Raw genomic sequence first — 18,234 nt, 5'->3', positions numbered from 1 at the left:
GCTACATCGCGATCGTGACGACCTTCTCCTCCAGGTACGCATCGAGCCCGCTCTGCGACAGGTCGCGCCCGACGCCGCTCTCCTTGAAGCCGCCCCACGGCAGCCGTGCGTCGAGCGGGCTCCACGCGTTCACCGCGACCGCGCCGACCCGCAGACGGGCGGCAGTACGGTGCGCGGTCGCGAGATCGCGGGTCCACAGCGTGGCGGACAACGCGTAGACGGTGTCGTTCGCCAGCGCGACGGCCTCGTCTTCCGTATCGAACGGCATGATCGTGCCGACCGGCCCGAACACTTCGTCGCGCGCGATGCGCATCGCCGGATCGACATTCGCGAACACCGTCGGCCGCACGAAGAAGCCTTGCGACGGCACCGGCTCGTCGCCCGCGACCATTGTCGCGCCGTCGCGCAGCGCCGCTGCGATATGCGTCTTCACGCGGTCGGCATGGCGGGCGCTGATCAGCGCGCCCATCTGCGTCGCCGGGTCGAACGGCGTGCCGACCCTGACCGACCGCGCCGCATGCGCTAGCGCGCCGACGACGTCGTCGTAGTGACGGCGCTGCACCAGCACGCGCGTGCCGGCCGCGCACGTCTGCCCCTGGTTGACGAACAGCCCCATCGCGACGCCGGCGATCGCCTGCTCGAGCTTCGCGTCGTCGAAGATGATCTGCGGCGCCTTGCCGCCGAGTTCCAGCGTCAGCCGCTTGAACTGTGCGCCGGCTTCGCGCGCGATCGTGCGGCCGACCTCGGTGCTGCCGGTGAAGCTGATCTTGTCGACGCCCGGGTGATTGACCAGCGCGGCCCCGACCGACGCACCGATGCCGTGCACGAGATTCACGACACCTGGCGGAAAACCAGCCTGCGCCGCCAGGTCCACCAGCACCCCGACCGCGAGCGGCGCGTCCTCCGACGGCTTGATCACGACCGTGCAGCCGGCCGCGAGCGCGGGCGCCAGCTTCCAGCACGCGATCATCAGCGGCGCATTCCACGGCACGATCAGGCCGGCGACGCCGACTGCTTCGCGCACCGTGTAGTTGACGGTCGGGCGCCCCATGAAGCCGCCGGTCGGAATCTGGCGGCCTTCGAGCTTGTCCGCCCATCCGGCGAAGTAGCGCAGTGTGTCGATCGACATCGGCAGGTCCATCATGCGCACTTCCATCGCGGGGCGCCCCTGTTCACGCGCCAGCAACTCGACGAAGCGTTCCGCGTCATGCTCGAGCAGGTCGGCCAGCCGGTTCAGCAGCTTCGCCCGCGCCGCGCCGGGCAAGCGGCGCCAGGATCCGCCGTCGAATTCCGCGCGGGCCGCGCGCACGGCCCGGTCGACGTCGGCGCCGGTGCCGGCCGCCACGCGCGCAAGCAGGTGCCCGGTGCACGGTTCGAATTTCTCGAACCACTGGCCCTGCGCGGCGTCACACGCGTCGCCCGCGATCCGGTGTTGAAGGGTGTACTCGGCTGTCATGGGGTTGTCTCCAGATTGTCGAAAGCCGATCCGGCGCTGAAAGCCGTATCGGCCTATCTGGCCCACTGTAGGACGCGGGTGGCAGCACCGCTGGGACATCCGTGCATCGAGTGCAGGATTCAGATGCACAAGCGCGTGGCGTGTTCGTCGACGCCGTTCGCATGCGCGCCGGCTCCGTGATCGGCTTGCGCGGCCAGCGCCTCGCCGACTCGCGCATGGTTGGCGCACCGCACAGCCGGCGGCATCGACGCGTACGCCGCGTCGCGAATCAACGCATGGCGGAACGAATAGAACACGCGATCGCGCCGATGTTGCGCATACATGATCCGCTCTTCGAGCAGCAGCTGCAGGTGCGCGTCGAGCGTGACGCGATCATGCGGCGATGCCGCGGCCAGCAGTTGCGCATCCACCTCGAGCCCGATCGTCGCGGCGAGCTGCGCGGTGCCGCGCGCATCGTCGATCCGGTCGAACGCGCGACCGAGCATTCCGCCGAGACTGAGCGGAAGCGGGCACGGGTCCATCGTCCGCAGCGCCGTGAGCGAGCCGTCCGCGCCGCACATCGTCAGCTCGCGCGCAACGGCCTCGATGAACAACGGAATGCCCGCCGTACGATGGATGAGCGGGTCGAGCCAGGCCGGATCGAGCGCGCCCTGGCCCAGGTGCGCCGACATCAGGCGCCGCGCGTCGTCGCGCGGCAGGCGGCGCAGCACCAGGCGCTCGGTCACGCCGCGCCAGCGCGCGAGCCTGACGGGTCGCGACGTGAGCACGATGCAAAGCGCCGCCGCGCGCGGCGAGCGCTGCAGGTACGCCAGAAAATCCTCGGTCGAGCGGTCGATCCACTGGACATCCTCGACGACGAGCAACACCGGCGCGCCATTGCCGAGCGACACGATCAATTGCTCGAGCACATCGAACAGCGCGTCCTGTTCGCGCGCGCCCGGCCACCTCGCCGCCTTCGCATCGCAGGGCAGCCCCAGCCAGGTCGCAAGCGCGACACGGGCCGCCGCACGATCGCATTCGAGCGCCGCGAGCATCGCGTCGATCGCCGCGTGCGTGATGTCGGCCGGACTGTCGGCGTCGAGTTGCCAATGCGCGCCGATGAACCGCAGGATCGGAAACAGCGCATGATTCTCCCGCTCCGGCTGGCATCCGCAATGCGCGAACGCGTGGCCCTGTGCCCGCACGGTCTCGCACAGCCCGTGTACGAGGCGCGACTTGCCGATTCCTGCATCGCCGACGACGAGCCGCGGCGGCACACCGTGCATTGCGCGATGATGACGTGCAAGCGTCTCCTGCCACGCACGCAGCAGTGCATCGAGTTCGCGCGTACGGCCGATCATCGGTGCCCGCATGCCGCCGTCGAGCGAATCGAACGGTGTATCGGCCCGACGCTCGCCGAGCAGTTCGTGCACCGGCTGCGGCGCGAGGCCCGCCCGCGCCAGCCGCAACCCGGTCGGCCGGAAGTCGGCATGCCGTTCGAGCGCGAGCCGCGCATCGTCGCTGATCAGGATCTGCCCGGGCCCAGCCAGCCTCAACAACCGCGACGCGGCGGCCGGCGTCGACCCGCCCGCCCACTGCGCCGCATGCGCGAGAACCTGCCCGACGTGAATCGCAGCGGCCACTTCGACATGCCAGCCTTCGCCGCCGGCGGCATCGCGGGAGTCGGCCGGCACCGGCAACCGCGCGCGCCCGGCCACCCGCACCATGTCGAGTGCCGCACGTGCCGCGCGGCGCGCGGGCCGATCGATATCGCCTTGCAGGCCGAAATGGAACAGCAGCGTGTCGCCGAGCCGCTCGTCGACCTGCGCGCCATAGCCGACGGCGATATCCGCGCACTTCGTCAGCCACTGCGCCTCGTAGCGGTCGAGCAGGGCGCCGTGATCGGTTCCCGCATGGCGTTGCCGGCCGTCTCCGGCGATCGTCACGCAACAGCACAGCGTGGTGACCTGCCGGTATTCGCCCGCCGGTGCGACCGCGTCGCTGCGCGGCGCGAACGGATGCGGCCGTGTGCGGCGGCTTGCGCGGCCGGCATCGAACGGGCCGACGAGCGCGGCGAAATTGAGCGTGCGAAACTGCGCCACGAGTTCGTCGGCCGAGGCGGCACGCTGCGCCGGATGCTTGCCCAACGCGTGCCGCAGCACCGAGCCGAGCGGATGCGACGCGATCGACGGGGGAAGCGCGACATCCACCGGGCTGAGTTGCTGATAAAGAATGTCGGCCACGCTTGCGCCCTGCATCACGACTTCGCCCGTCAGGCATTCGATCACGATCAGACCCCACGCATACAGGTCGCTTCCGGGCGTCGGCGGTTCGTTGCGCAATTGCTCGGGCGCGCAATATGACGGCGAGCCGATCACCTCGGCCGCGAGCGTCGCCGCCTGGGGCGCGATATCGGTCGCGCCGGGCAACAGCGCGCCGATCCCGAAATCGAGGAGCTTCGCGTGCGGCCCGTCTTCGGCCATCGCGAGCGCGATGTTTTGCGGCGTCAGATCCCGGTGCACGATGCCGCGGCGATGTGCAGCCGCGAGCGCATCGAGCACCTCCGTCATCAGCCGGCCGGTGTCGACGGCCGACAGCGGCCCCCGCATTGCAAGCCAGTCGTGCAGGGTCTGGCCCTGCACGCGTTCGAATACGGCGAACAGCCGCCCGTCGGGTGCATCCCCCTTGTCCAGCAGCGCCACGATGTTCGGGTGCCGCAGCGTCTCGCACAGGCTCGTCTCGCGCCGGAAGCGCATGCGCTGGCGGGCGCGCTCGGCTTCGGTCCGCGCGACATCGTCCCGCATCAGCTTGATCGCGACGTCTTGCCCCGTCTCGCCGCAGGTCGCATGAAACACCACGCCACTGCCGCCTTCGCCGAGCAACGCACCGAGCCGGTAATGCCGCTTGCCTGCCAACGTCGCGAAAGGCGCGGCGGGCCGCTGCGATTCTCGCGCGTGAGGCACGACACGTGCGCGTGTCGCGGTCGGCAACCCGGATGGTCGTTCCGCGTTCACGAGCAATGGACGACCGGGTCCGGCGCCGGACGATGCATGCCGATGCGCGGCTCGCCGCCCGGCACCGACTGGCAATCGAGGCGCTCGCCGCGCATGACGCGGAACGGGAAATCGCCGAAGCGGACGCTGCCGCGCCGCCGCTCGACCAGCTGACTCGCGTCCAGCCCCGGCAGCGCCGCGAACTGGCTCCGGGCGCGATGAATCTGCACGTTGAGATGGGACGTATCGATACCGAGCATGCGCGCCAGCCGGTCGAGTTCGATCCAGCCTTGCGTGGCGGCGTCGTAGCCGGCCTGCATGTCGGCCGAACGTGCGCGGGCGAGCGTGACGAGGCTGTAGTGATGCGCGCGCTCGCCGAGGTCGACCACGCCGCCGCGAACATGCAGCAGCGCACGCGCATGCTCTTCGTCCCGGCTGACGAAGAATTCGAGCAATCGGGCCGGCACGGCCGGATCGGCCGGCGCGCGCAGCGTCATCGTCGAGCCATGGCGCACGAGCGCCACGCGCCACGTGACGTCGCCCGTCGACACTTCATCGCCGTCATGGAGCGCGCGTGGCGGCAACGTGTCGTCGCACAGCCAATCGCCGGCCGGCGACCGGACGATCGTGACCGGCTGCGCGGCGTGGGCAACCAGGATCTGGCGCGGCGTGAGCACGATCGGGTGCACGGCGCCCCGTACCGGCCATAGCGTATCGGCCGGATCGTCGAGCGACGCGACGCGCCAGGGCGCGACACCCGCCCTGCCGAACCGGATCACGTCGCCGCGCTGCAGCACCGCGTGCTCGCCGTCGCGCAACGGCACGCCCGATACCGACGTGCCGTTGCTGCTGTGATCGTGGAGCTCCCATCGCCCGCCGACCCAGCGGATATGGGCGTGGACCCGGGACACCGACGCGTCGCGGATGACCGTATCGCAGCGCGCGGCGTCGCGGCCGAACACGTGATACGCGCGGAGCAGGCACGCTTGCCCGGAAGAATCGTTCTTGAGTATCGCCATGGCTGCCCCGTATCGGATTCGCCCGGATCGCTCGAGTGACGCGTCGACGCCCGGGATAGCGATTGATTCAGTGATCGCGAACGGTGTCGACCGTTCGCCGCCTCGTTACCAGTTTCTTCGTCAGCTTCCTTCCGAATCGTTGCTCATCCGGCGTGTGTTATTTCGACTGATTGAATTATCGGCTTTTTTGTTGTTTTAAAATCGAGCAACTTGATGAAAATCCTGCCAAATAAAATCATTGGTCGCAATCGAAATGCTCAACTCCTGCCTTGATATTGCAATGCTTTACATTCTCGACGAAGATTCGACTCAAATATAAAGGGTCGAAATTCTTCATAACCTCGCAAGCCAATACAGATCGGCCTCAACAAGGCACACCACATTGAATTACGGGGCTGTTTTAAATACCTTTGCCAGCGCGGAAATTTTGTTTGATTAAAAGAAAATTAATTAAAAAATTTCGACGATTTGAATAATTTAACCCGGCATTTTGGCGGATCGAATTACATGATTTGCTTTGGAAGTTCCGGTGCGTCACGGCCAATGTCTCGCGGTGTCGTCGGCAAGCGGACACGTGCCGGCGCGCCGCTGCGTCACGATCCATTCCTTGCAACGTCCAGGGAATCCGGCAAGCCACCGACCGATCGATCGTCGTGACCGGCTTGTCGACGAGCTCGATGGAACGCATCGACGGCAGTCTCCGTGTGCTGGCTTGAGGTTCACGGTCCAATGGCTGGCCGGCGTCTGCCATAAATGTGCTCATAGTGTGCAAATAGTGAGCAGCTATGGGATCTGACATCACCGGCAATGCGGCAGCGCCCAGCAATTTCGCGCAATTCATGGCGTCTTTGCGTGAACCAGACAGCCCCGATCCGATCATCTCGGCCAGACGTTTCGCGGCCGCACTGCATATCGATATGCAGACGCTCGCGCGGCTCGCCCATGTACATCGCAGCACGATAGGTCGCCTGTCAGGATCTGAGAGTGTGCAGAAGTTCCTTCGGGACGCACTTCGGATCATCCGTGCCGCAACCGACGTCTCCGGTGACGTGCCGAGCTCTCTCTTCTGGTATCGCAATGAGCCGTTGCCAACCTTTGACTACAAGACTGCCGAACAGCTTATTTCGGAGGGACGTACAGACGACTTGCTCCGCTATATCACATCGCTTGAGGCAGGCGCCGCCGGATAAGGCAGTGGGCGCCTGTTGTGAGTCTGCAAAATCGCGGCTGCCCTTATGCTTCAGCCGGTCTAGGGCAGGCGACAAGAAACAGGGGGCGGGGCTTACTGGCTTGGACGTTGTTCCGCAGTAAGTTTCCTGCCCCAACTCTTCAAACGCCCGCGCGCAGAGCGGGCGTTTTCCTTTTCGTTCTCGTTGACATTAGAGCCGCTCGAGACTGTGCGCTTCGGACACACTTGAACATCATGAACAGAGTAGTCACGCACTCCTAGGTCGATTAGTCGGCGCCTGAATTGCGCAACTCCCAGCGATGATTGACGACGCCGCATCGCCGAGAGCTGTTTCGTTCATATATATCCTGGCGGTTTGAATCGAAGATCGTAGACGATGACGCTGCATGTGGCGCATGCCCGCAATGGGCGACGCGTGCCCCCGCCGATCCGACGCACGCCCTGACCTATCGGACGGCCTTACTCACGCGTCCATCCATTCTGATAAAGCTGTCCGGCCAGCACGCCGAGGCGCGACGCGAGAACGTAGTTCTCGCCGTCCTCGATCAGCGCCGAACGCACGTCGCGGAACAGCTTTTCGATCGGGAATTCGCGCGTGGTGCCGTTCCCGCCGAACAGTTGGAACGCCTCGTGCGTGATCTTCATCGCTTCCTCAGTCACGCTCACCTTCGCCTGCGCGGTCGCATAGGGATGACTCTGCGGCGACATCCGCGAGAACGCGAGGCTGCGGCGCGCGATCGCGCGCGCCATCTCGAGGCGGCGCAGCATCTCACCGATGCGCAGGTGCGTCATCTGGTGATCCATCAGCAGCGCGCCGCCCTGCTTGCGCTCGTGGCAATACGCGAGGGCCAGTTCGAACGCGGCCCGCGCCGCGCCGACGAACACCTGGCACATGTGCGTGCCCGCATACGACCACGTCGACGCGAGGTTGCCGAGATAGTCGTCCTTCAGCGCGACCGCGAAGCGCTTCGGCACCTTCACGTTGTCGAAATAGATCTCGCCCTGCGGCAGCGAGCGCTGGCCGATCTTGTCGAGCGGCTTGCCGCGCGACACGCCGGGCAGATCGAGCGGCAGGATCATCGCGATGCCGTTCGTGAACGCGCTACGCTCGCCTTCGCCGTAGAAGCCGTCGCCGTAATCGGCCGCCATGTACGCGAGCGCGACCTGCGCGACCGAGCCGTTCGAGATCCATGCCGAGCTTTGCCCGTTGATCACGATCTCGTCCGTACCGACCTTCGCGGTCACGTTGCCGACCGGCTGTCGGCCGCTCCCGGCGAGTTCCTGCCGATACAGGATCGCCGCGTCCGAGCCGCGATCGGGCTGCGTGTTCATCCAGCAGCCGACCTTGCCCGCGCACATCTCGATCAGTTCGGCGTTGCCGACCGTATGCGCCATCATGAGCGGCATCGTTGCCGCGCCGATGGATACGGCGAGCCCCGAATCGCCCCAGCCGAGCTCCTCGCCGATCAGCGACTCGATGCGCACGGCCGTCTCCGGCGGAAACTGCGCGATCAGTTGAGGATCGAGCCCGAGCTTCGCGCTCTCGACGATCGCGGCCCAGTACGGCGAGCCCGGCGCGATCACGTCCTCCGCCGTCATCCGGTCGAGCTCGCGGCCGATCGGCCGCAGCACGTCGCGCGCAAAACGATGAACCGTGTGCTGGATAGCGCTTTCCTCTTCGCTCAGCGGCGTCTCGAAGCCGGTCAAGCCGACCACGGGCAGCGCCGCGGACTTGTTCAGACGAATCATCTCCGTTCTCCTCCTGGACTCGAATCATGTCGGCCCGGCAGCGGTCGTGCCCGGCCACCCCATATCTAGTAATACATACCAAACATAGGTCATAGTGACAAACATTGGAAGCAAAAAAAAGACAGGGTATTCCCCTGTCTGTGTTCGTGTGGCCGCTGCAGTGGATCGCGCCGCTATTTACCCGCGGGCACTGTCAGCGTGCCGTAGGCGATCGCGCGCGATGTCGCGACGAAATACGCGTCGAGCGCTTGCGTCTGCCGCCCGGTGCCGTACTGCATCGCGAGCCCGTCGGCCAGCGCGATCAGCATCGTCGCCGCATGCCGGCTGTCGGCCGCGCTGAACGCTGGATTGACGGCGCGCAGCAGTTGCGCGAGATCGCGCGTCAGCGTCGCGTACCACTCGTCGTAGAGTTTGAAACACTCGGCATCCGTGGCCGCAAACGACAGCAAATGCCGGAACAGTGCGTTGTACTTGGCATCCTTCGCATCGGAGACCGAGCGCTGCATGATCTCTTCGAACACGTCGCGCGGCGACGCATCGCTGCTGATCGCGCGCTTCATGTCGTCGATATACGCTTGGATGACCGGCTCGATGACGGCTCGCAACACGGCGATCCGGGTCGGGAAGTAGTACTGCAGATTGCTGACGCTAATGCCCGCAGCCGCGGCAACCGCGCGCTGCGAGAATTCGAGCGGACCACCTTCCAGCAGCAGCTTGCGTGCAACGCGAATGATCGTATTGCGCGTGCGCAGGCCTTGCGCCCGCAAGCCATCGGTATTGCTCGCTGCGGCGGTGGCAGTCGAAATGCGCCGCTTTCGGGTGCTGCGCTGCTCGTTGGACACTGTCATCGTGTTCGTCGTGAAAATGGCGTTTCGGCTTCGTCGAATGGACGCTCCTTGCCTTACGGAGCGCCAACGACTATACCCGATGCGCGCTTCATTTTCCATCGAGCCGCCCTTCCGTCGGGCGGGCCAGCCGGAGGCACGTTCGCGCGTCGCGACGATCGCGGGGACCGCTACATCGGCCGCACCTTGCGGTTCACGCGTTCGTCGAGCAGGTTCGCAACGCCGAGCATCGCGGTCATCGCACACCATCGCAGCGGCTCGGGCGGCACCGACGGCGTCTTGTGCGTCAACGTGTCGAGCAACGGCGATCGTCCATCGTGAATGCGCTCGGCCAGCACATGCCCGATCAGCGATTGCGTGCCGACACCATGCCCCGAACACCCTGCCGTGTAGAAAACGTTGCCGTGCGCACCGGCCGCGCCGACCACCGGCAATGCGTCGCCCGCGAACGAGATGTAGCCGCTCCAGCATGCGCGCGCCGGCACGTTACCGAGTTGTGGAAAACGCGCGTGCAGTGTCTTCAGCAGCGCGCGATACGCGTCGTCATCCGGTACGTTCGGTGTCTGCGAGCCGTACACGTAGTGCAGCCGCTTGGTCGTCAGCAGCAGCGTGTTGCGCGCGGTCAGGCGATGGCTCTCCATCGTCAGGTGCGACGTGACGATGCCCTCGCGGTTCGGCCAGCCGAGCGCCGCGAGCTGCGCATCGGACAACGGCTCGGTTTCGAGCGCCGACACGCGCAGCGGCATCACCTTGTCGCCGAGCAAGCCGAGTTGCGGCGTGTACGCATTGGTCGCGAGCACCAGCACCGGCGCACTCGCACTGCCGCGTGCCGTGCGCACGCGTACTGTCTCGCCCGCGTCGAAGTCGAGTAGCGCGGTGCTCTCGTAAAGTTTCACGCCGGCCGCGAGCGCCGCGCGCCGCAGGCCCGTTACGTACTTGCCCGGATCGAGCGTGCCGCCGCCCGGCACGTAAGCGCCGAACAGAAACGCCGGCGGAATCCCGCGTTCGCGCATCGCCGCGCCATCGAGAAACTGCGCGGGCGAGCCGAGCTCGATGCCGGTAGCCATGCTCTCGCGCAGGCGCTTCTCCTGCGACGGATGCACGCCCGCGCGAATGATGCCCGACGCGCGGTAGTCGCAGTCGATCGCGTATTCGGTAAGCTTGCGTTCGACGTACGCGACGCCTTCGTCGTAGAAACCGACGATCCGCTTCGCCTGTTCGTGGCCGACCCGCTTGAGAAACAGCTCGTATTCCAGCCCCTGGCCGCCGGCGAGATAACCGGCATTGCGCCCGCTCGCGCCGAAGCCCGCGAACTCGCGTTCGAGCACGACGACGCTCGCGCCGCGCGCGGCCAGTTCCAGCGCGGTGGAGAGGCCGGCAAAGCCCGCTCCGACGATGATCACGTCCGCGCGGACATCACCTTCGAGCGGCGGCTGTGCATGCTCTGGCGCTTCGATCCATCCACCGACAGGACGATACTTCTGCAACGCGGCGTCGGCGCGAATTTCGTCGCCCCAGCGCGCCAGCGGCCCGGCCGCCTCGGCGCCCGCCGCCTGCATCGCCGCTGCCGCGCCGACTCCGCCCGACGCCTGTCGCGTCGTCTGCCCTGCCTGCGCTACTTGCCCGTGCGCGATTGCGCCGTGTGCGTCGCCCATGTCCGCCTCCGTCAGTCCCTGCTGAGAATGTGAATCGCCAGCGCGGCCTCTTCGACGCCCTGCAAGCCGCCGCCGTTCTCCTGGATCGCATGACGCGCGCCGACCACCTGCCGCGCGCCCGCTTCGCCGCGCAATTGCGTGACCAACTCGTACAGTTGCCCGATGCCGGTCGCGCCGAGCGGATGGCCCTTCGATTCCAGACCGCCCGACGTGTTGATCGGGATGCGCCCGCCGAGCGTGAATTCGCCGCGCTCGGCGGCCGGACCGCCTTCGCCGAGCGGCACGAAGCCCAGGTTCTCGGCCTGGATGATTTCGCCCATCGCCGACGCGTCGTGCACTTCGGCCACGTCCATATCCTCCGGCCCCACGCCGGCCTGCTCGTATGCCTGTAATGCGGCGAGCCGGCCGATGTGCTTGTGCGGCTCATCGATGCGCCGCCGCGTGAAGCTGCGGATCACGCTCGCGGCGATCCGGACGCAGCGGCTGCGGTCGGCACCGATGCGGTCCAGCCCTTCGTCCGTGCAGAGGATCGCGGCCGCCGCACCGTCCGACAGCGGCGCGCACATCGGCAGCGTGATCGGGTACGTGATCGGTGCGGCCGCCAGCACTTCGTCGATCGTGAACGGCTGGCGGAATTGCGAATACGGGTTGTGCACCGAATGCCCGTGGTTCTTCGCCGACACGGCGGCAATCTGCCGCTGCGTCGTGCCGTACGTATGCATGTGGTGCCGGCACATCGCCGCGTAGATCTTCATGAAGCGGCTGTACGGGCGCTCGGACTCCGAGCCGGGCGGCGGCTCGATCCCTTCGCCGAGCCGCGCGAGCGTCGCGAAATTCTCGTCGACGCGCGACACGTCCCAGCCGGCCTCGAACAGTGCGAACGATTTCGCCTTGTCCGCGACGTTCATCTTTTCCGCGCCGAGCGCGAGCGCGACGTCGCACGCGCCCGACTGCAACTGCCGCACAGCGAGGTGCACGGCCGTACTGCCGGACGCGCACGCATTCTCGACGTTGAACACCGGAATGCCTTCGAGGCCGATCTTGCTGAACACGACCTGGCCGGGAATCGACAACTGCCCCTGCAGCGGGCCGTTGGTGATGCCCGCGTAGAACGCGGCGCGGATCGCATCCGCGTGGCAGCCGGCGTCCCGCAATGCACGCTGCAGCGCCTCTCTCGCCAGATCGTCGAGGCTGCGGTCGAGATGCCGGCCGAACACGGTCATCGCGATGCCGGCGATGTAGATGTTGCTCATCGTATGGAATCCGTATGAAGCAGGCTCATATCCTGCGTTGCTGACCTTGCCAGTACTGTTCGCGCAGGTCCTTCTTCAGCACCTTGCCCGCCGTGCTGCGCGGCAGCGCGGCGACGAAATCCACGCTCTTGGGCGCCTTCACCGAGCCGAGCTTCTCCTTGCACAGCGCGACGAGTTCTTCCGCGCTCACCTGCTGGCCGGCATTGAGCTCGACGACAGCCTTCACGGCTTCGCCCCATTTGTCGTCGGGCACGCCGATCACCGCGCAGTCCTGCACGGCAGGGTGCGCCCAGATCACCTGCTCGACCTCGCTCGGATAGACGTTGAAGCCGCCGCTGATGATCATGTCCTTCTTGCGGTCGGTGATGTGCAGATAGCCGTCGCGATCGAGATGACCGATGTCGCCGGTGTGCAGCCAGCCGTCGACGATCATCTCGGCCGTCTTGTCCGGCGCGCGGTAGTAGCCCTTCATCACGAGATCGCCGCGCACGCAGATCTCGCCGGTTTCACCCTGTTCCAGCAGTTCGCCGCACTCGCCGACGATCTCGACGCGCACCAGCGGATTCGGGCGGCCGACCGACGCGAGCCGCGTGTCGGATGCCAGCTTGCCGTCGACGAAATGCTCGGCGGGCGTCAAGTACGAGATCGACGCGGGCGCCTCGGTCTGCCCGTAGCCGCCCGTCATCACCGGGCCGAACACGTCGATCGCGCGCTTGAGCTTCTCGACCGACATCGGCGCGGCACCGTACAGGAAGTAGCGCAGCGACGAAAAATCGACCTGCTCGATGCCGGGGATGTCGAGCAGCCGGTAGATCACGGTCGGCGGCAGGAAGAACTCGGTCACGCGATGCTTGACGATCGCGCCGAGCAACAGCGCGGGATCGGGTTTCGGCAGCACGACCACCGTGCCGCCGCGCGCGGTGCACGGCAGCGACATCATGCCGGCCGTGTGCGTCATCGGCGCCGCAGCAAGATTCACCGGACGCGCATCGCCGTACGTCATGGCGATCATGAATTGCGCGAAGTACGTCTGCAGCGAACGGTGCGTGTTCATCACGCCCTTCGGCGCGCCCGTCGTGCCGCCCGTGGCCGACAGCGCGACGACGTCGTCCATCGCGTAATCGACGACCGGCGGCGTCGCCGGCTGGCGCTCGCTCCACGAGGCCAGCGACGGCGCCCACGGCAGGTCGGCGTCGAGGCACACCCACAGCCGGACCTTCGGCAGGCTCGGCCGCAGCGCATCGATCGCGGCCGCGAACGCCTGATGGAAAAACAGCACTTCGCAGTCGAACGCATCGAGCACGTACTGGTTCTCGGCCGGCGCGTTGCGGCCGTTCACCGGGATGTACGCGAGCCCGGCGCGCCACATCCCGAGTGCGCAACTCCAGCCGATCACGTCGTTGTCGGCCCACACCGCCGCCTTCGCCTCCTTCGCGAACCCGGCGGCAAGCAAGCCGTTGGCGATGCGGCACGACAGCTCGCCGATCTCCTGGAACGTGTAGTTGCGATCGTCCTGGATGTAGGCGACGCCGTCGGGATTGAGGCGCCACCCGCGGTCGTAGAAATCGATAATGGCCATGTCACAAGTTCCGTTGGGTCTGTACCGGTGCGGCGGCGGCCGTCACAGTTGCGTGACCGTCGCGCGCGCAAGCCCGCGCTGTTCGAGGAAACCGAGCAGGTAGCGATGGCCGAATGCTTTCGAGCCCGATGCGAAGCCCGTGCGCGCGATGTCGCCGTCGAGCAGCTTGAGCACGCCGGCCGCATGAATCGCGCCCGTCGAGATGTACGGCGTGACGCCGTGCACGGTCGCGCGCACCGACGCGAGCTGGCCGCGGCCGATCGCGAAGTCGACGCTGCGCTGGATCGTCGTGCGCTCGCGCGGCGGCATCGTCGGCGTGGTCGACGCGACGACCTGCTTCAGCACTTCGTCCTGCTGCTCGCGCGGCAGGTGCTTGTATTCGGCTTCCCACTTCTGCCCGAACTGGTGCACCAGCTTCATCACGTTGTTGTCGTAGAAACCCACGCACGAGATGCAGCTGCGCACACGCGCATCGTGCTCGAAATAGACGGGCAGCGACGTGCCGCCCCACGGCAGGCAGAAGACCGGCTGCATCAGCTCCGGCGTCGCGACGGTGAACGATGCGTCCGCTGCGTGCGGCACGAGCGCCTTCTCCCACAGGTAGCAGGACTCGTGGCGCGCGCCGTCGAAGATCGTCGCGGTCGAGCCGATACTCACGCCGGCCGCGCCGCGCGGGCCGCGCGTCAGCGTGGCGGTCTCAAGCGCATCGATGCCCGGCGTTTCGAGCGCGAGCTCGGCGGCGATCTCGGCGTACGTGTACATGTACGCGTTCGACGACGACACCAGCAGGCCGGCCTGGCGGTACTGCTCGCCGAACTGGTCGCGCACGGCGCGGATATACGACTGTTCGCCGGTCGTATCGAGGTGGTGACAGCCGGCCTTCAGCGCGGCCTCGACGCCGACGAGCCCGAAGCTCGAGAACGGCCCGACCGTGTTGCACACCACCTTTGCCCCGCTGAACGCCTTCACGAGCGCATCGACGTCGTGCTCCGCTTCGATGATTTCGTATTGCGCGGATTCGAGGCGCACGACGCGCTGCGCCATCATTTCCTTCGCGCGGCCCGCATTGCGCGCGACCGCCGTGAACGGGATGTTCTGGTCGATCAGCCAGTCCATGATCAACATGCCGGTGTAACCGCTTGCGCCATAAACGACGACGGGATGCTTAGCCATGCTTGTCTCCTGAAACGTGAATTGTCGAGAACCGGTGCGGTTCAAAGTCGGGTACTGCTGCTTCGTATCCGGCGCGTTCTTTTATAGAACACATTACCAATCTTAGGTCACTATGACAAAGTAAAGCGTAAAGAAAAAGGCAGGGTATTCCCGGCCCTGACATGTTTCGCGCATCATCTGGCCGCCCCGTCCGGCGACAGGCCGGCCAGATAGTGCGCAACGGCGCGCGTGTCGTCGCCCGACAACGTCGCGGCCAATCCGTTCATCGCACCGGTCGGATCGTGCCGCTCGCCCGAGCGGAACGCCGTCAGTTGCGTCTCCAGGTAAAGCTGCCCCTGGCCCGCGAGGCGCGGGGCCGGATCCTTGCCCGTCAACGCCGCGCCGTGACACGCGCGGCAGCTTCGCGCCTCCACGAGCGCCATTCCCCGCCTGTCGAGCGCCGCGTCGGCCGGCACGGGCTCGTTACGCGCCGGCGCCTGTCGCGCGAAGTAGGTCGCCAGCGCGGCGATCTTCGCGTCGTCGAGTTCGCGAGAAAGCGGCCCCATGTACGCGTTGCGGCGCTGGTCCGCGGCGAACGCGCGCAGTTGCGCGGCGATATACGTGGCCGGCTGGCCGGATAGCGACGGATACCACGCGTTCTGCGACTGTCCGTGCACGCCGTGGCAGAAGAAGCACGTCTCCTGAGGCTGCGGCCACGCGCCGCCGCTGCCCTTGTCGGCTTCGCCGATCGCGGCCATCGCCTTCTGGTAATGCATGCCGTCGACCAGGTCCGGTCCGTACAGCACGCCTGCCGCCACGCCGCCCGCCAACGCCAGCGCCGCACCGATCATCCAGATTCGTTTCATTCAGGCCTCCCCGCCGCGGCCGGCCAGTTTGCCGAGCGCCTGCAGCGCCGCACGATGCCCGGAGCGCACCGCGCCATCCATCGCACCAGGCCACAGGTCGGCCGTCTCGGTGCCCGACCAGATCAGCCGGCCAGCTTCCGGGCGCAGGAACTTGCCCCATTTCGTCCAGAACCCGGGCGGAAGCGGGTGGATGCACTGTAGCGTCCACGGATCGACACGGCCCCAGTCGTAGTCGTGGAACTGCGTCGGATGCAGCGCCTTGTCGCCGAGTGCACGCGCAAAGATGGCCGACAGCGTCCGTTCGGCCGCCTTCGGCTCCGCCGGCAGCGCGCCCGGTGCGACGAACGCGGCGAGCACGCCGATCGAGCCGTCCGGTGGCGAGTTGTCGTACGCCATGAACACCGGGCCGCCGACTTCGAAGATCTGTCCGTTGTAGCCGTCATCGCGCCAGAACGGCCGGTCGTACACGTGCACCGTCTTGCGCATCGGCGCATTCGCCGGCCAGTTCCGCTGCAACTGCGCGCGCCCGTCCGGCAGCGGCGGATCGAACGCGATCTGCTGGCACAGCGCCGGATTGAGCGCGACGATCACGCGCCGCGCGCGCAGCACGCCGCGATCGGTCTGCACGTCGACCACGTCGCGATCCCAGCCCGAGATCTTGCGCACCGGGCAGGACAGCTGCACCTTCGCGCCGAGTTCGCTCGCCATCCGTAGGCTCAACACCTGCGAGCCGCCGACGAAGCGCGTTTCCTGTGCGCCGCCCTTGGTCGATTCGAGCTTCGCGTAGTCGCAATCGGCGCTGTTGATCATCGACAGGTAGTGCAGCAACCCGAGCTGCGCCGGTGCGCCGCCGAGCGACAGCTTTGCCGCGAGGCCGAGGAAGTAGCCGTCCTCGTAGGTCACGCCCTGCTTGAGCAGCCAGTCGCCGTAGGTGAGCTTGTCGAGCTCCGCCGCGTGCTGCGCGGTCCACGGTTCGCGCGACGGCACGCCGCGGGCGAGTGCACCGAGCTTCGCGCCGAGTGTGTCGTCGCCGCCCGAGCCGCCGTGGAAATCCTGGGCAACGCGCGCGTCGCCGGCCAGCACGACGGTCTTCCCCGCGTAATACGTCGGGAACGTATCGACGCCGAGTTCGCGGGCGAGATCAGCGATCGCCGTCTGCCCAGGCCCCATCCACTGGCCGCCAGCTTCGGACACCACACCATGGCCGAGATCGTGGTTGTAGGTCCGCCCGCCGACGCGATCGCGCGCCTCGACCACGACGAACGATTCGCATCCGGCGCGATTCAGGTCACGCGCGGCGGTCAGCCCCGCGAGCCCGGCGCCGATGACGACGACATCGATCACGCCGCGATCGGCGGATGCCGACGCCGCGCCTTCGGCGAACGACACCTCGCCGGCCGCCAGCGACGCGGCACCCGCCGCCGCGACGCGCAATATCCGCCGCCGGGCCTGCATGTCCGGCTTGTCCTTGCTCTTCATTTTGCGTACTCCGTTCTTCCTTGCCTTGTTGCTGATTCAACTCATGGCGCAGCCAGCACGCCGTCTTGCGAAAACAGCACCGGCTTGCCGCGCGTATCGATCAGCGCTGCGGTGAGCGTCGCGCGATCTGCGCGCTGTGCGACGTCGAACGGGCCGCCTGCCACGCGTTGCGCGAACGTCAGCCCGTCGAGGCCGACGCCGACCAGCCCGCCGCCGGTGGCGACGAGATCCGTGATCGAACTGCGCGTGCCGATGTTCAGCGCGGCCCACGTCGTGCCGCCGTCGCGGCTTTCGAACAGACTGCCGAGCAGCCCGCCGACCACGATCCGGCCGTCGGGCATCGCGACGCCCGACCACAACGTGCCCTTGCCGCCCGTCGGCAGATAGGTCCAGTTCGCACCGCCGTCGGCCGACTTGAGCACCATCCCCTGTTCGGACACGATGTAAAGCGCCTGCGCGGCGTCGGCGAACGCGCGATAGAGATTGCGGTCGGCCTTGCCGCCGCCCGGTGGCTTCGGCAGCGTCGTGCGCGTCCACGTCTTGCCGCCGTCGTGCGTCTGCAGCATCAGCGACCACAGGCCGACGGCAATACCGTCCCGCGCGTTCGTGAACAGCACCGAGAACAGCGGCTGGTCGACGGACGTATCGAGCCGCTGCGTGACCCAGGTGTCGCCGCCGTCGTCGGTCGCGAGAATCGCGCCCCACTGGCCGACGGCCCAGCCGTGTTTCGCGTCCGCGAACGACACGGCCGACAGCGTCGCCGCTACCGGCACGCGCCGCGCCTGCCGCCAGGTCTTGCCGTCGTCGGACAGCAACACGATGCCGTGTTCGCCGACCGCGACGATCCGCGAGCCCGCTCGGGTCGCGTCCATCAGCATCATGTGTGCCGGTGCGGCCCACGCGTGCGCAGGCTTCGCGGCCCAGGCCGCGATCGTTCCGTCCGGGGATTGCGCGAAGGCCGTCGCGGCAGCGCAGAGCGCGATACAGGCAGCTAGCGTCTTGATCATGGGAGTCTCCGTG

At 67.0% G+C, this 18,234-nt stretch carries 13 protein-coding genes and 1 pseudogene; 1 reads left to right on the top strand and 13 read right to left on the bottom strand.

The window, feature by feature from the left end:
- Position 1 precedes the first annotated feature (1 nt).
- The 4 genes and pseudogenes from G3N98_RS07395 to G3N98_RS07380 form a co-directional block, all read right to left on the bottom strand.
- On the bottom strand, positions 2-1,456 hold the full coding sequence (locus tag G3N98_RS07395; RefSeq protein ID WP_206147779.1) for an aldehyde dehydrogenase family protein: 1,455 nt from the start codon (positions 1,454-1,456) through the stop codon (positions 2-4).
- A 149-nt stretch (positions 1,457-1,605) separates the two neighbouring features.
- Positions 1,606-4,425 (bottom strand): annotated as a pseudogene (locus G3N98_RS07390) (TOMM system kinase/cyclase fusion protein); the annotation flags it as partial.
- Positions 4,426-4,445: 20 nt separating this feature from the next.
- The gene (locus G3N98_RS07385) at positions 4,446-5,447 is read right to left on the bottom strand and encodes an FHA domain-containing protein (RefSeq protein WP_206147778.1); all 1,002 of its coding nucleotides are present in this window, start codon (positions 5,445-5,447) and stop codon (positions 4,446-4,448) included.
- A gap of 400 nt (positions 5,448-5,847) precedes the next feature.
- Positions 5,848-6,135: a hypothetical protein gene (locus G3N98_RS07380; RefSeq protein ID WP_206147777.1), complete on the bottom strand. Its 288-nt coding sequence runs from the start codon at positions 6,133-6,135 to the stop codon at positions 5,848-5,850.
- Between the two features lie 97 nt (positions 6,136-6,232).
- Here G3N98_RS07380 and G3N98_RS07375 point away from each other — a divergent pair, with 97 nt between their 5' ends.
- Positions 6,233-6,637: a DUF2384 domain-containing protein gene (locus G3N98_RS07375; RefSeq protein ID WP_206147776.1), complete on the top strand. Its 405-nt coding sequence runs from the start codon at positions 6,233-6,235 to the stop codon at positions 6,635-6,637.
- A gap of 458 nt (positions 6,638-7,095) precedes the next feature.
- Here G3N98_RS07375 and G3N98_RS07370 read toward each other — a convergent pair whose 3' ends face one another.
- The 9 genes from G3N98_RS07370 to G3N98_RS07330 all read right to left on the bottom strand — a co-directional run bounded on the left by G3N98_RS07370 (position 7,096) and on the right by G3N98_RS07330 (position 18,221).
- Positions 7,096-8,385 (bottom strand): acyl-CoA dehydrogenase family protein, encoded by a 1,290-nt coding sequence (locus G3N98_RS07370; RefSeq protein WP_206147775.1) that lies wholly within the window; start codon positions 8,383-8,385, stop codon positions 7,096-7,098.
- Positions 8,386-8,558: 173 nt separating this feature from the next.
- Positions 8,559-9,332, bottom strand: a complete 774-nt coding sequence (locus G3N98_RS07365) for a TetR/AcrR family transcriptional regulator (RefSeq protein WP_206147802.1) — start codon at positions 9,330-9,332, stop codon at positions 8,559-8,561.
- A 68-nt stretch (positions 9,333-9,400) separates the two neighbouring features.
- On the bottom strand, positions 9,401-10,885 hold the full coding sequence (locus tag G3N98_RS07360) for an FAD-dependent oxidoreductase (RefSeq protein WP_206147774.1): 1,485 nt from the start codon (positions 10,883-10,885) through the stop codon (positions 9,401-9,403).
- A gap of 11 nt (positions 10,886-10,896) precedes the next feature.
- Positions 10,897-12,138, bottom strand: a complete 1,242-nt coding sequence (locus G3N98_RS07355) for a thiolase family protein (protein WP_206147773.1) — start codon at positions 12,136-12,138, stop codon at positions 10,897-10,899.
- 25 nt (positions 12,139-12,163) lie between these two features.
- Complete coding sequence (locus G3N98_RS07350; protein WP_206147772.1) at positions 12,164-13,717, bottom strand: AMP-binding protein; 1,554 nt, start codon at positions 13,715-13,717, stop codon at positions 12,164-12,166.
- Between the two features lie 42 nt (positions 13,718-13,759).
- Positions 13,760-14,890, bottom strand: coding sequence for a DUF5938 domain-containing protein (locus G3N98_RS07345; RefSeq protein ID WP_206147771.1), 1,131 nt, complete (start codon positions 14,888-14,890; stop codon positions 13,760-13,762).
- Positions 14,891-15,063: 173 nt separating this feature from the next.
- Complete coding sequence (locus G3N98_RS07340) at positions 15,064-15,735, bottom strand: c-type cytochrome (protein ID WP_206147770.1); 672 nt, start codon at positions 15,733-15,735, stop codon at positions 15,064-15,066.
- Entirely contained in the window at positions 15,736-17,214 is a 1,479-nt protein-coding gene (locus G3N98_RS07335; protein WP_206147769.1) for an FAD-dependent oxidoreductase, read from the bottom strand.
- Between the two features lie 41 nt (positions 17,215-17,255).
- On the bottom strand, positions 17,256-18,221 hold the full coding sequence (locus tag G3N98_RS07330) for a YCF48-related protein (protein ID WP_206147768.1): 966 nt from the start codon (positions 18,219-18,221) through the stop codon (positions 17,256-17,258).
- Between the last annotated feature and the right edge of the window lie 13 nt (positions 18,222-18,234).

Origin of the sequence: Burkholderia sp. Tr-20390 (assembly GCF_017104595.1) — a bacterium.
In the GTDB taxonomy this organism is placed as follows: Bacteria; Pseudomonadota; Gammaproteobacteria; order Burkholderiales; family Burkholderiaceae; genus Burkholderia.
The sequence above is the reverse complement of the archived record's forward strand: the minus strand, read 5'-3'. Positions and strand labels throughout refer to the sequence as shown.